Genomic DNA, 13,888 nt, shown 5'->3' with positions numbered 1-13,888 from the left:
CACCTGCCGGGTTTTTTATGCGCCGTTTTTACCTTTCTTCAACCTGCATTGCCTCTCATTCTATTTTCATCCACATGATAACGATTCTTGTTTGTGATAATGTGCTACTTATCGTTTTACTAGTAAATGGATGTGATGAAAGCGGCCGAGCAGCACATCGCCACACGTTTTAACCGAATCGAACGTGTGTTGGCGTATATTCATGCCAACCTTGACCAATCCTTAAATGTGGCAGACCTAGCTGCGTTAAGTTGCTGGTCACGTTGGCAGTTGCAGCGAGTTTTTTCGGAACAAACTGGGATCAACGTTGCGCACTACGTACGAGAGCTAAAACTCGGGCAAGCGGCGCAACAGCTTGTCATGGGTCAAAGCCGTGTTATTGATATTGCGTTGATGTATGGCTTTGGCTCTGAGGCGAGTTTCTCGCGTGCATTTCGGCAGTATTTTGGTATGACCCCGCGTCACTATCGGCAGCGCGGTGTGATGGACGGTATTCGCACACCGATGCATATTGCTAGTCTGGCAACCTCTCAACCATCTTGGCTGTCTGTGCATATTCAAACGCGAGAGCCAATGTACCTAGTAGGCCAGCTTGGCTACATTCGAGGATTATTTTCATCACAGCCCGACTTTACCCATGTCGTGCCTGAGCTTTGGCAACACGTCCATCAGTCATCATGGTATGCCGGTGAGTGTGAGAGTATTGGCGCGATTAACGTTACCCAAGCGGAGACACTGGGGGAGCCTTTACCCTATTTAGCCGGTCAAATCACAATGTATCCGCCTGAAGACAATGCGATCACTCACTGGGCAATCCCTGCCACAACCTATGCGGTGATCACACATACTGGCCCAGTGAGTGCATTACCGGAAACGCTTAAGGCTTTTATCTACCATTGGCTGCCTCAATCTGGCTACACATGTACCGACGGGGTTGAGCTAGAAGTTTATCCTCCACACTATCAGCCTGCCGATCAGCACGCTGTGATGCACTATTGGGTGCCGCTCGATACCACACACCTTGCACCAAATTGAACAGTTTTTATCAGTCCCGTCCTTACAATGCGAATGATTTCGTTTTCTATTTAAGTTGTTTGAGTTGTAAGAAGGACGTTTTAATGCAGGCACCAACATCTCGCGTATTCGCCAATGGTTGGCGACGCTCGCCGTTAGCACTTGTTATCATGGGGACACTTACCAGTGCGTTGGCCCATGCTGAGAATGAACAGAGTGATATTGAAACCATTCACGTGCTGGGCGATACCTACCGAAATACCGCTACTAAAACAGTACTGGCACCAGAAGAGACGCCGCAGGCAATAACGGTGATTGATAGCGACACCATCGAGCAGCGCCAAGCCAGTTCATTAAGTGAAGTGGTGCGCTACACCCCCGGCGTTAATACGGAGTTGCGAGGTGGGGCAGTGACGCGCCTCGATTTGTTTAATATTCGGGGCTTTATTAACTATCAAAACTTCTTTGATGGTCTCGCAGTGCCTTACAACACGTGGAATTTGCAGCCGCAAATCGATCCGATTGCCATCGAACAAGTCGAAGTTTTTAAAGGGCCGACGTCGGTGTTATACGGGAATATTCCACCGGGTGGCATGGTGAACATGATTGCGAAGACGCCGCAACAGCAAGCTGCACATCGCGTGGCGGTGAGTACCGATTCGGACGCGTTGCGTGAGGTGTCGGTCGACAGTACGGGCGCAATATCAGATACCTCACTGGCTTATCGAATGGTGTCACTGGCTCGGCAAAAAGACGGTCAGGCGGGTGACTCGGAAGAAGAGCGGTATGTGGTTGCCCCATCGCTAGATTGGCGGGTATCGCCAGATACCTTGGTGAACGTTAACCTTTATTACCAAGCAGATCCGGCGGCGGGAATCTATACTTCATTACCCGCTAAAGGCTCGGTATTGCATAGTGACACAGGCCGTTTATCGAGCGACAGCTTCTCCGGTGATAACCATTGGAACACCTACGACCGAGAATTCTTGATGCTCGGGTACAAGGTGCAGCATCAGCTTTCTGCCGATTGGTCAGTACTTCATACCGCACGCTACACGGATGCAGATTTGCTGCAAAAAAACATGTATCACCAGAAGAGCAGTGATGGTCAGCACTACCCACGCAATGCCTATCTTACCGACGAATCTATGACGTCTTGGGTTGTCGACACCCAGCTATCAGGAGATTTACGTTGGGGGAAATCGCAACATTACACCTTATTGGGGCTCGATTATCAGAATATGTCTTCTGATGTTAGCTATGACGACACGCTAGCGGGTGTCGTGCCGGATATTGATATTTTTCACCCCAATAACCATCAGATTGACCCAAGCGCGTTGACCTTTGTTTATCAAGATCAGCACGATATCGAGGTGGCGCAGACGGGCATCTATGCTCAAGATCAAATCCTTTGGAAACAATGGGTTTTGCTTGCCGGTGCGCGGTACGATGAATATCAGTTAAAAGATGACCAACGCACCCTGTATGCAGGTACGCCCAGTGGATCCGATAAAACGATTCGCCACTACAATTTAGCATTTCGTGCTGGGGCAATGTATCAATTCAACAACGGTATATCGCCTTATCTCAGCTATTCAGAAAGTTTTGAACCCACGGATATGGATAACCGCGGTAACGTATTTGATCCATCCACGGGTAAACAATGGGAAGCGGGGCTTAAATATCTTTCACTAGATGGCACGACGGGATTCAATCTGGCGCTGTTTGAGCTCAAAAAACAGGATGCCTTGGTCAACGATCCCAACGACTCCTATGCGAAAATTCAAACCGGTGAAATTCGATCTCGTGGGATAGAAGTCTCTCTCGATCACGCGCTGAGTGTCGACACAGACGTGTCACTGACTTACGGCTACATGGATATGGAAATTACGGACGATCCTAATCTTGAGGGAAAAACGCCTGTTTGGGTGCCAGAGCAAACTGCCAGTGCATGGCTGAATCATCAAGTCAGTGCGGGGACACGAATCAGTGTTGGTGCGCGTTATGTGGGTGAGTCACAGGGTAACGCCAACAATACCTTTACCGTGCCGGATTATACGGTGTTTGACACCGCGATTCGCTATGACTTATCGCAGCTTTCCTCGTCGCTTTCGGGGGCAAAAGTGTCGCTATCTGCAACGAACTTGTTCGATAAGACCACATATAGCTGTTTAGATGAGTTGAACTGTTGGTATGGCGATGAGCGAAATATCAAGGCCAAGCTCAGCGTCGATTTTTAACCAGTGAAATACGAAAAGCGCCCCAGTTTTGGGGCGTTATCGATTAGCGTTTTGGTTGCGCATCAATACACTGACCGTGCTCGTTAATACCTTCTGGCGCCATCAGGTAAATATACAGCGGCATAATATCGAGTGGGGTTTTCAATGTTTGTGGATCCTCGCCGGGGAACGCGCTGGCGCGCATACTGGTGCGGGTGCCGCCCGGGTTGATGGCATTGACACGGACCTTGGTGTCAGACATCTCATCCGCCAGTACTTGCATCATACCTTCGGTCGCAAACTTAGATATCGCATAACTGCCCCAATAAGCACGACCTTGGTGGCCTACCGTTGATGTGGTAAATACAATGCGTGCGTCATCCGACTTCTTCAGCAACGGGAGTAGGGCTTGTGTCATTAGCATGGTCGCTTTGACATTCACCTGCATGACATCATCGTGCGACTTCTCATCAATTTGGTCAAAAGGGCTGAGTACGCCAAGTAGCCCCGCGTTATGCAATACGCCATCTAAGCGACCAAACTGTTGCTCGATGGTATCGGCCATATCCATGTAATGCTGACGCGTAGCGCCGAGCATATCCAATGGGATAATGGCTGGCTGTGGCGCGCCCATCGCATCAATCTCATCGTATACGGCTTCAAGCTTTTTCACAGTACGGCCCAGCAAAATAACCGTTGCGCCTTTTTCGGCGTAACTTAATGCGGCTTGACGGCCAATACCTGCGCCTGCACCGGTCACTAAAATGACGCGACCTGCTAGGGCATTTGAGGTAACTTGATATTCCACGATACAAATCCTTATTTATTGTTAAACGTAGATTATTGTAAGGTTGCGGGTGATGTGTGACAACCAAGCGCGTGATGCGCTGTATTAAGGCATTGCCACCAAAGCGAGACAAAGAGGATACAACATTGGAATTTATTGCGGATTATGGGCTGTTTTTGGCCAAAGTCATCACCTTTTTAGTGGCTGCAGTGGTACTGGTTGCCCTGGTTCGTGCCGCGAACGACAAGGGTGGACAAAAGGGGAGCCTGAAGATCACCGATCTGACCGAGAGCTTTAAGCATCATCGTGAAGCACTGGAACACCACCTTTACAATGAGGCTGAGCTAAAGGCGCGTGATAAGGCAGAGAAAAAAGCCAAGAAGGCGGAAAAGAAAGCCCAAAAAGCCGCGGCGAAGAAAGACAGCGAGCACAACCCGTCACGTGAGCCGCGATTGTTTGTACTGACCTTTAAGGGCAGTATCGATGCCCGAGAAGTGGAAGGGTTACGAGAAGAAATTTCTGCCATTCTCGCGGTGGCGACAGCTGACGATGAAGTGTTAGTGCGTCTAGAAAGTGGCGGTGGCATGGTGCATGGCTATGGTCTTGCCGCTTCGCAGTTAGCAAGAATTCGGAAAGCGGGCGTGCGTTTGACCATTTCGGTCGATAAAGTCGCCGCCAGCGGTGGCTATATGATGGCGTGTGTGGCGGATAAAATCATTGCAGCACCGTTTGCCATCATCGGGTCAATTGGTGTGATTGCGCAATTACCAAACTTTAATAAGTTACTGAAGAAGAACGATATCGAGTTTGAGCAACTGACCGCCGGTGAATTTAAGCGCACCCTGACGATGTTTGGTGAAAACACGGATAAAGCACGTGAAAAATTCCAAACCGAGTTAGAAGAAACCCACGACCTTTTCAAAGGGTTTATTACTGAGCATCGTCCGACATTAAATGTGGATGCCGTGGCAACGGGTGAGCATTGGTTCGGTAATCAAGCCATTGATTTGGGTCTTATCGATGCGGTGAGCACTAGCGATGAATATTTATTTGAGGCGGCAAACAGCGAGCGTCATGTCCTTGCTGTGAGCTATCATCAGCGTAAAAACATCGCAGAAAAGCTTGCAGGCGCCTCAGCAGAGGTTGCTGATCGCGTGCTACTTAAATGGATCAGCCGCGGCCAGCGTCCCTTGATTTAACGGTTGTTTGGCAGCACACCATCACGTTTCACCGTGATGGTGTGGTTTCAACCGCGGAGTGAGCAAAATCTTGGCTATGATTGGAGTCAAACACACAAATATTGTGAGCCAAGCCAAAAATTATCGTTTCTGTTTGGCTATTTATCGGGTCGCAATGGTAATGATTAGCGCGTTTTTTCCCGAACCTGTCTTAAAAAGATGGACCACAATAAATGATCACAATTAACTAACAATTGTGGAAGGGAGAAGCAATCAGCGTGTTTTACTGCGAATTTAGTTGATATTCGGTCAGACTCGCTCAATATTGTAAAACAGAAAGCGTCTTACTCACTATCATGAGTTTGCAACGCAACGAATTATCGACAGTTTTTAGCGCAAAGGGCGTACATTAGGTCATTATGGGCAAATCTCTCGTCATCGTGGAGTCCCCAGCAAAGGCGAAAACGATCAACAAATACCTCGGCAAAGACTTTATCGTGAAGTCGAGTGTCGGGCATGTTCGTGACCTGCCAACTGGTTCGACGCAGGGCGGCAAAAAAGCCGCTCCAGTGTCAACGAAAGGGCTCAGCGCCGAAGAAAAAGCGCGAATTAAGAAAGAAAAAGAAAAGAAGGCGCTCATCAACAAGATGGGCGTCGATCCTTACAATGGTTGGCAAGCGAAATACCAAGTCCTGCCGGGTAAGGAGAAAGTGGTTGCCGAACTCAAGCAGCTAGCGGAAAAAGCGGATCACGTTTATCTCGCAACGGATTTGGACCGCGAAGGGGAAGCCATTGCTTGGCACCTGCGGGAACTGATCGGTGGCGACCATGATCGCTTCAAACGCGTGGTGTTTAACGAAATCACCAAAAATGCGATTACACAAGCCTTTGAAACACCGGGCGATGTTAATATTGATGGCGTCAATGCGCAGCAAGCCCGCCGTTTCCTCGACCGCGTCGTCGGGTTTATGGTCTCGCCGTTGCTGTGGAAAAAAGTTGCGCGTGGCCTATCGGCGGGTCGTGTTCAGTCGGTGGCGGTAAAACTGCTGGTTGAACGCGAGCATGAGATTAAAGCCTTTATTCCAGAGGAATTCTGGGATGTGCATGCGGATACCCTAACGCCGAACGCACAGGCACTTCGTTTGCTGGTTGCACAACAAAACGGCAAGGCGTTCAAGCCGAAGAACAAAGATCAGGCCATGGCGGCGGTGTCGGCGCTTGAGCATGCAAGCTTTGTGGTACGCGATCGCGAAGATCGTCCGTCGACCAGCAAACCGTCTGCGCCTTATATCACCTCGACATTGCAGCAGGCGGCCAGTACTCGCTTGGGCTTTGGGGTGAAAAAGACCATGATGCTGGCTCAGCGTTTGTATGAAGCCGGTTACATCACCTACATGCGTACCGACTCGACCAACCTCAGCAAAGAAGCGGTGGAAGCGGCCCGTGGCCACATTGCGAGTGAATATGGCGAGCAATACTTGCCAGAGTCTCCCATTGTGTATGGTGCGAAGGCGAATGCACAGGAAGCGCACGAAGCGATTCGTCCCTCTGACGTGGGTGTGAGCGCGAGTGATCTACAAGGCATGGACCCAGACGCTCATCGTCTGTATGACTTGATTTGGCGCCAGTTTGTTGCCTGTCAAATGATGCCCGCGAAGTATGATTCAACCACACTGACCGTCGCAGCCGGTGATTTCTCGCTGAAAGCGAAAGGACGCACGCTGCGCTTTGATGGTTGGACACGCGTTCAACGCCCATCGGGCAAGAACGAGGACCAAACCTTACCGGCTGTCGATGTGGGTGAAACCCTCAAGTTAGAGCAGCTTGATCCTAAGCAGCACTTTACCAAGCCACCGGCACGCTTTACTGAGGCCGCACTGGTAAAAGAGCTTGAAAAGCGGGGGATCGGTCGACCATCGACCTATGCGTCTATCATTTCCACCATTCAAGACCGCGGGTATGTGCGGGTTGAAAACCGTCGCTTTTATGCTGAGAAAATGGGCGAAATTGTGACGGATCGACTCAACCATAGCTTCGCTGATCTGATGGATTATGACTTTACCGCGCGGATGGAAGCGTCGTTAGACAAAATTGCCGTCGGTGATATCGATTGGAAAGCGGTGCTCGATAACTTCTTTGCCGACTTTACCTCGGAGCTGGAAACCGCAGAGCAAGACGAAGACGACGGTGGTATGAAGCCCAACTACATGGTGATGACAGATATCGACTGTCCAACCTGTGGCCGTAAAATGGGTATTCGTACCGCGTCGACAGGGGTATTCCTTGGTTGTTCGGGCTATGCGTTACCACCGAAAGAGCGTTGTAAAACCACCATCAACCTGATGGATGAAGATGGTATTGTCAACGTGCTTGAGGAAGACGTTGAAACGGCCGATCTTCGGGCGATGAAGCGTTGTCCGATTTGCGAAACCGCCATGGATTCTTACCTGATCGACCAGCACCGAAAACTGCACGTTTGTGGTAATAACCCAAGCTGTGAAGGTTATGTGGTCGAAAAAGGTGAATTCAAGCCAAAAGGCTACGATGGCCCGGTCGTTGAGTGCGACAAGTGTGGTAGCGACATGGTGCTGAAAAATGGTCGTTTCGGTAAATACATGGGATGTACCAACGAGGAATGTAAGAACACGCGTAAGATCCTCAAAAATGGTGAGATTGCTCCACCGAAAGAAGATCCAGTGCATTTCCCCGAGTTGCCGTGTGAAAACTCGGACGCGTATTTCGTGTTGCGTGATGGCGCATCGGGCCTATTTATGGCCGCGAGTAACTTCCCGAAATCTCGTGAAACGCGCGCACCTTTGGTTGAAGAACTTCACCGCTTTAAAGACCGTATTTCTGATAAGTTCAAATACTTAGCAGATGCGCCACAGGAAGATCCGGAAGGACGTCCGACAGTGGTTCGCTTTGCGCGCAAAACGAAAGAAAACTATGTGCGCAGTGAAGAAGACGGAAAACCGACAGGTTGGTCAGCGTTCTTTGTTGATGGTCAGTGGGAAGTCACCGACAAACGTAAGAAAAAAGCCAAGGCTGACTAAGCCGAAGCGCTTGTGATTCAAACCCGCCAGTACGGCGGGTTTTTTCGTTGTAGGCACGAGTGAACCTTCGCTTGATCCGCCCCAATATCTTCTCGATACCAATTGCTAAAATGCCGCCTTTCATTTCATCTCTGAGGCCACATGGAGCTTCATCAATTAGTCAATACACTGGGCCAAGACTTAAAATACCGTTATGGCGAACGTGTTCATAAGCTCACATTGCATGGCGGTTTTAGCTGCCCCAATCGTGATGGTACGCTTGGGCGAGGCGGGTGCACATTTTGCAATGTGGCTTCGTTTGCCGATGAGCAGGCTCAGCATGGCTCGGTGAGCCAGCAACTACAGCAACGCGCCAAAGAAGTCGATCGCGCTCGACGCTATCTTGCCTATTTTCAGGCCTATACCAGTACTTACGACGAAGTCACACGCTTAAAAGCCTTGTACGAGCAAGCACTCGCGCGGGAAAACATGGTGGGGCTTTGTGTCGGTACACGCCCTGATTGTGTGCCACAGGCCGTATTGGCGTTGTTGGCAGACTATCACCAACAAGGGTTTGAGGTTTGGTTAGAGCTTGGCTTACAAACCGCTCACGATAAAACCCTAAAGCGTATTAATCGCGGCCATGATGTTGCCGTCTATGAAGCTGTTACCCAGCAGGCGCGCGCGTTGGGCATAAAAGTCTGTACCCACTTGATTGTGGGCTTACCGGGCGAAGACTTGGCGACACACCAGCAAACCATTGATCGGGTCGTGGGTGTCGGGACGGATGGGATTAAGCTCCACCCATTGCATATTGTTGAAGGCAGCACCATGGCGAAGGCGTGGCGAGCAGGGCGTCAGTTTGCGATGTCTTTGGAAGACTATGTACGCAGCGCGACCATGATGATCCAGCGAACTCCGCCAGAGGTGGTATATCATCGTGTGTCTGCCAGTGCCCGTCCACCCACATTGCTGGCCCCTTTATGGTGCGAGAACCGCTGGCTCGCGATGACGGAAATCGCGAACCAGCTGGACAGATCAGGCGCGCAAGGCGCAGCACTCGGCCGGCCATTTATGCCTCGTTAGCGTGATGCCGATTGGGGAGTAAACGCGTCGCAAGACGGCGAAAAAGGTGGCCAATGTCTTGTAAAATAAGATACAAGCATGGGACCAAGAATAGTGTCAGCAGGGTTGCAAACATCACCGCAAAACCGAGTGCGACCGCCATGGGGATCACAAACCGTGCCTGCAGGCTGGTTTCAAACATGATGGGGAGTACCCCTGCAAAGGTGGTGATGGAGGTGAGCGTGATGGCACGAAAACGCGCACAACCGGCGTCTATCACCGCTTGTTTGATGGCAACCCCCGCTTCTCGCGCACGATTGATGTAATCCGTCATCACCAAGGAGTCATTCACCACCACACCTGCAGCTGCGATCAGACCAAATGTCGACATCAAGCTCAGATCGATATCAAACCAATAGTGCCCCCAGATGGCGCCGGTTAGGCTAAAGGGGATCACGGACATAATGATCAACGGCTGCGTGTAGCTTTTTAGCGGTACTGCGAGCAGGGCATACACCACAATCATCCCTGCAATAAAGAATAAAATTTGCTCGTTTTGCTGCGCTTGCTGTTCTTCTATTGAGCCGCTGAGCTCGGTGGTGACATCGGGATAACGCGTCAGAATTTCGGGAAGGATGTCTTGATCGATGGTGTTGATAATTGCGCTAGGCTCCACTTGTTCTTCGTCGATCGCGCCATATACATACACGGTACGGAACCCAGCCTCTCGTCGTAAACTGTTCACGCCCGGCTGTTGTTTTAGCTCCACGACATCTCCCAACATCACTTGTTGGCCTGATGGCGTGGTGATGATGGCATAACGCAGAGATGAGAAGGCTTCACGGGTGAGTTTGGGGTAACGCACCATCACTTTCACCTCTTCGCCGTCGCGGATCATTCGTTGCGCTTCGCCGCCATAAAAGCTCCCTCCTACTTGCATGGCAATGGTAGTGAGATCGAGCCCGAGATCATAAGCGATGGGTGTAAGTGAGATGAGTACCTCTTGACTCCCTGAATCAATTGATGAGGAGATATCATAAAGACCGGGCTGCTGATTAAGTCGAGACATCAGTGCACGCCCCGCTTGATTCAAGGTAGTGATATCGGGTCCGAACAGGAGGTAGCCAAACTCGTCGCCGTCTTCACCGCCATTAACATCATCCTGAATCGTGAGTGTTTTCACACCGGGAATATCTGGCATTGCTTCGCGCCAACGACGAGACAGCTCAAAGGTGGTGAAAGGACGAACGTCGTCATCGACCAAGGGGATCACCAACTCGCCAGATGTGCGCCCATCGTTAAATACGAGGGTGTCTTTAATGATGTGTTGCCCAGTTTCTAACGCGATTTGGTCATCAACGCGATATACCATGCTCTCAATCGCTTTGAGGGCGTCAATGGTTTGTTCACTGGACGCATTGTTATTCATGGTCAGATTGATGCTAGGAAAGTCATGCGGGACTTTAGGTGTTGGCACCATACGCACATGGTTCGCAGTAACCAGACCAATCGCAATCGCCAGCAGGGTGATGAAGGTGGCAAGCACCGACCAGCGCCAATGGACGCAGAATGTGACTGCTCGTTGGTAGGGGCCACGGATAAACCGTTGGAATTGTTGGTTGAATCGCTCCCTCACACTGTGGTGCTTGGGGGGCGTAAAATGGGTGTGTGCAAGGTGAGCCGGTAAAATCAGCTTAGACTCAATTAAGCTAAACACCAGACACAACATGACGATCGATGCGATACCGAAGAAAAAGGCGCGCTCTGGGCCGCTAGACATGATAAAGGGAGCGAACACCGCAATGGTGGTGAGTACGCCGAATGTGGCGGGTGTCGCGACGCGTTGTGCCCCTTTAACCACGTTATCCACGCCACCGCCGACTTTTTCAACTTGGGTGTAGACACTTTCACCGATTACGATGGCATCATCGACAACAATCCCCAACACCATAATAAATGCGAAGAGCGAGACAATATTGATGCTCACGCCAATCAATGGCATTAACATCACGGCACCTAAAAAGCACACTGGTAGGCCAATCATTACCCACATCGCGAGCTTGAAACGCAAGAAAACGGTAAGCAATAGCGCAACTAATACCGCCCCTTGAAGCAGGTTTTTAAGCATCATATCGAGGCGAGCGTTTAGGTAGTAGGTCATATCAACGACCGACTTTAGCTTTAACCCTGGCGGTAAGGTCTGGTTTTTGGCGTCAATGTACTGGTTCACCGCGTCGGCGACCGTCACCATATTTTCGGATGCGGTCGCTTGTACATTTAAGAAAATGGCATTTTGCCCTGAGTATTTAAAATACAGATCGCCTTCGGTGAAGCCATCTTTAATAGTGGCAATATCTTGAAGCAGCAAACGGCTGCCATTGGGACCAATTTTGATCGGAATCGAGCGGAATTCGTCACCGCGATATCGCTGGTTCTCAACCCTAATGGAGATCATGCCATTGTTGGTGCGAACTTCACCCGCAGAGAAATTCGCAGAATAACGGGCGATGGCATCACTGACCTGATTCAAGGTGAGATTGTATTTCTGTAGTACCTGTGGAGGGACTTCAATCGCAATTTCATAGGTAGGAGCGCTGAGTTCAACCAGTGTTACGTCTTCAAGTTGGAGCAGTTCATCTTCAATTTTCTGCGCCACAGGCTTAAGCTCGGTGAGGGGTTTATCTCCTACCACCGCCATGCTTATTACGGTTTGTCGAAACTCAACTTGCGCGACAGTCAGTGGTTCCATATTGCCGGGTAAGTTTGATAGGGCATCGACTTTTTGTTTGACTCTATCAAGGACAAGGTTGAGATCTTCGCCGACATCGACTTCAATCGCGACGCGGCCATAGCCTCGTCTTGCCGTAGAAACCACAGACTCAATGCCACTGACATCTTTGATGGCTTCCTCCACTTTGACCAAGATACTTTCTTCAACTTCTTGTGGTGAGGCGCCAGGGTAGTCGGCGGTGATATGGATATAATTGATTTCAATGTTGGGGAACATCTGACGCTGGATAAAAAAGTAGCTAGCGACCCCCATCACAATAATAAAAATCATGATCAGGTTGGCTGCGACCGGGTTATGGGCAAAGTAGGCGATCAGGCCACGTGATTGTGTCGTGTCACTCATCATTGGCCTCCGCGACTTGAGAGGCGAGGCGTACCGTCATTCCCTTTTCTGGAAATTCCGGTAGGGTGAGGACCAGCCTGTCGTTTGGCTCTAGACCTTGGTCGGCAAACATAAATTCGCCTTCCGTGCGGACGACTCGTATCGTCCGTGGCATCAGTTCATTGTTATCGTTTACCACCCAAACTTGTCGATTCTGAATTAACTCCTGAGGTAATTTAAAAACGTTACTCAGTGTGGTGCCCGTAAACGTGACTTCGACATAGCTACCGAACGGAAGAGGCATTGCGTCGCTATTGATCCCATAAGGGTCATCAAGCCTTACAACCACTTGCATCATTCGGGTGCGCTTTTCAACCACCCCTAAATCTCTAACGACCTTTCCTTGCCGAGAAACGGGTTGCGCACTGTTACGTGTAATAGTGGCCCCGATATCAGCCAACTGCGTCGGCAGAAAAGCACTGTCAAAGCCGGGAATGGGGAGATGAATCTCCGCTGATTCAATATTGTTGAGAGTGGCGATAGGCGTTCCGACGTTGATGTATTGGCCAACCCCAATTTCGCGAGATACGACTAACGCATCATAAGGTGCCGTCACCTTACAGTTTTCAAGATCGCGCTGTGCGCGTTTGAGCGCGGCCTGTGCGGATTTGACGCGCGCCTGTGCACTCAAAACTTGAGGCTTTCTCAAGTACAAGTCTGTTACTTGTGAGGCGGGGAGTGTCTTCGCTTGTCGCTGAGCGACAGCGGCTTGCGCTTGTTCTTCAATCAGCGCGGCTTTGGCACTGGCGAGATCCGCTTCAGCGCTTAGCACAGCAGCCTCATAATTATCGGGTTCGATGGCAAAAAGGATTTCTCCACGTTTCACAATACCGCCAGCAACAAAGCTTGGATGCCAACTGACCACTTCGCCTGAAACCTGAGCCGAGACTTGGGTGCTCTCAAGCGGCATCACTTCACCGTGAGCGCGGAGTACCACTTGGTGTTGCATCGGAGAGATGACTTGGGTTTCTACCACTGGCGCGGCTTGTGAAACAATGTCTGCCTCAGTTTGAGGTTCAGTCGCAGCGATTGCCGTATAGGCAAGGTAGCCAAGGGCAAGAATAAGCGGTGGCGCAACCCAACGAAGTCCTTTCATTTACAGTGGATCCCTGTTCAGCTGGTTATCGTTACAGACGACGTGTCTGATTTTCCTATTAAGTATTGACCAAGTTATCACGCAAAACCGTTTGACGGACTGTGCTCGTCATGAACCTTTGATGATGGTCTTGTTTTTAAAGGTTTAACTCCCTTCGCCTCTCATCAGCAATATGTCCATGTTCATCGCTATGTTTAGTAATACGTTTTCGCTTATGTTGACGATCCCTTATATCGTCAGTTGCACATGCTTAGATGGCTTTGATTGGTTGTTCTTATTTTTCGTTTTAAAATTTCATGTTTCATCAATTAGTGCGGGTGATCAC

Annotated in this window: 8 protein-coding genes; 5 read left to right on the top strand and 3 right to left on the bottom strand. The window is 50.1% G+C overall.

All coding sequences use genetic code 11. The annotated features are described in order from the left end of the window. The first annotated feature begins 135 nt into the window (after positions 1 to 135). Positions 136 to 1,035 carry an AraC family transcriptional regulator gene (locus BZG82_RS09950; RefSeq protein ID WP_198928548.1) on the top strand — a complete coding sequence of 300 codons (900 nt, stop codon included), beginning with the start codon at positions 136 to 138 and terminating at the stop codon, positions 1,033 to 1,035. 83 nt (positions 1,036 to 1,118) lie between these two features. Further along, the gene (locus tag BZG82_RS09945) at positions 1,119 to 3,254 is read left to right on the top strand and encodes a TonB-dependent siderophore receptor (protein ID WP_077765753.1); all 2,136 of its coding nucleotides are present in this window, start codon (positions 1,119 to 1,121) and stop codon (positions 3,252 to 3,254) included. 43 nt (positions 3,255 to 3,297) lie between these two features. Here BZG82_RS09945 and BZG82_RS09940 read toward each other — a convergent pair whose 3' ends face one another. Beyond that, positions 3,298 to 4,041 carry a YciK family oxidoreductase gene (locus BZG82_RS09940; protein ID WP_069590141.1) on the bottom strand — a complete coding sequence of 248 codons (744 nt, stop codon included), beginning with the start codon at positions 4,039 to 4,041 and terminating at the stop codon, positions 3,298 to 3,300. 125 nt (positions 4,042 to 4,166) lie between these two features. Here BZG82_RS09940 and sohB point away from each other — a divergent pair, with 125 nt between their 5' ends. The 3 genes from sohB (at position 4,167) to BZG82_RS09925 (ending at position 9,316) form a co-directional block, all read left to right on the top strand. After that, positions 4,167 to 5,219, top strand: coding sequence for a protease SohB (gene sohB / locus BZG82_RS09935; RefSeq protein ID WP_077480188.1), 1,053 nt, complete (start codon positions 4,167 to 4,169; stop codon positions 5,217 to 5,219). 398 nt (positions 5,220 to 5,617) lie between these two features. Next, positions 5,618 to 8,251 carry a type I DNA topoisomerase gene (topA, locus tag BZG82_RS09930; protein WP_077480185.1) on the top strand — a complete coding sequence of 878 codons (2,634 nt, stop codon included), beginning with the start codon at positions 5,618 to 5,620 and terminating at the stop codon, positions 8,249 to 8,251. Between the two features lie 141 nt (positions 8,252 to 8,392). Further along, positions 8,393 to 9,316, top strand: coding sequence for a TIGR01212 family radical SAM protein (locus BZG82_RS09925; RefSeq protein WP_077480186.1), 924 nt, complete (start codon positions 8,393 to 8,395; stop codon positions 9,314 to 9,316). On the opposite strand, the gene BZG82_RS09920 is transcribed toward BZG82_RS09925, so the two are convergent. Together BZG82_RS09920 and BZG82_RS09915 are read right to left on the bottom strand one after the other, a co-directional pair. Next, positions 9,303 to 12,428: an efflux RND transporter permease subunit gene (locus BZG82_RS09920; RefSeq protein WP_077765752.1), complete on the bottom strand. Its 3,126-nt coding sequence runs from the start codon at positions 12,426 to 12,428 to the stop codon at positions 9,303 to 9,305. The two genes, BZG82_RS09925 and BZG82_RS09920, sit on opposite strands and share 14 nt — an antisense overlap. Next, positions 12,421 to 13,563 (bottom strand): efflux RND transporter periplasmic adaptor subunit, encoded by a 1,143-nt coding sequence (locus tag BZG82_RS09915; protein ID WP_077765751.1) that lies wholly within the window; start codon positions 13,561 to 13,563, stop codon positions 12,421 to 12,423. The genes BZG82_RS09920 and BZG82_RS09915 overlap by 8 nt, the downstream gene beginning before the upstream one ends. Between the last annotated feature and the right edge of the window lie 325 nt (positions 13,564 to 13,888).

Origin of the sequence: Salinivibrio sp. PR5 (assembly GCF_001996085.1) — a bacterium.
GTDB lineage: Bacteria > Pseudomonadota > Gammaproteobacteria > Enterobacterales > Vibrionaceae > Salinivibrio > Salinivibrio proteolyticus.
This window is presented reverse-complemented; position numbering and strand designations above follow the sequence as displayed.

Bases quoted from the DNA above. Each gene is read 5' to 3' on its own strand.
- BZG82_RS09950 (WP_198928548.1), top strand. From the start codon at position 136: ATGAAAGCGGCCGAGCAGCACATCGCCACACGTTTTAACCGAATCGAA.
- BZG82_RS09945 (WP_077765753.1), top strand. From the start codon at position 1,119: ATGCAGGCACCAACATCTCGCGTATTCGCCAATGGTTGGCGACGCTCG.
- topA (WP_077480185.1), top strand. From the start codon at position 5,618: ATGGGCAAATCTCTCGTCATCGTGGAGTCCCCAGCAAAGGCGAAAACG.
- BZG82_RS09925 (WP_077480186.1), top strand. From the start codon at position 8,393: ATGGAGCTTCATCAATTAGTCAATACACTGGGCCAAGACTTAAAATAC.
- BZG82_RS09920 (WP_077765752.1), bottom strand. From the start codon at position 12,428: ATGAGTGACACGACACAATCACGTGGCCTGATCGCCTACTTTGCCCAT.
- BZG82_RS09915 (WP_077765751.1), bottom strand. From the start codon at position 13,563: ATGAAAGGACTTCGTTGGGTTGCGCCACCGCTTATTCTTGCCCTTGGC.